The organism is Domibacillus indicus (assembly GCF_023715895.1).
In the GTDB taxonomy this organism is placed as follows: Bacteria; Bacillota; Bacilli; order Bacillales; family Domibacillaceae; genus Domibacillus; species Domibacillus indicus_A.
In genome coordinates, this window is the sequence record NZ_JAMBOO010000138.1 from 1 (window position 1) to 255 (window position 255).

Below are 255 nucleotides of genomic sequence, written 5' to 3' on the forward strand. Positions count from 1 at the left end.
GAAAAAAGGCTCCTCAAACTGGCAAAAACAAGTGGCCAGGCTGCAGAAGCTTCATGCCAGGGTAGCGAACCAGCGGAAGTATTTCCTGCATAAAGCATCGTTCCGCCTGGCAAACACCTACAGTGTCGTTTGTGTAGAAGATTTGAACATCCGCAATCTGGTGAAAAACCGGAAAGTGTCCAAATCGATTCATGATGCAGGATGGGGAATGTTCCGCCAGTTCCTTGCGTACAAATGCGAGCGCAATGGCGGCCA

1 protein-coding gene is annotated in these 255 nt (G+C 49.8%); it reads left to right on the forward strand.

Annotation, left to right across the window (positions count from 1 at the left end; genetic code table 11):
* Positions 1-255, forward strand: a 255-nt coding sequence (locus M3221_RS25985; protein WP_251274836.1) for an RNA-guided endonuclease InsQ/TnpB family protein, incomplete at both ends; no start/stop codon positions are given.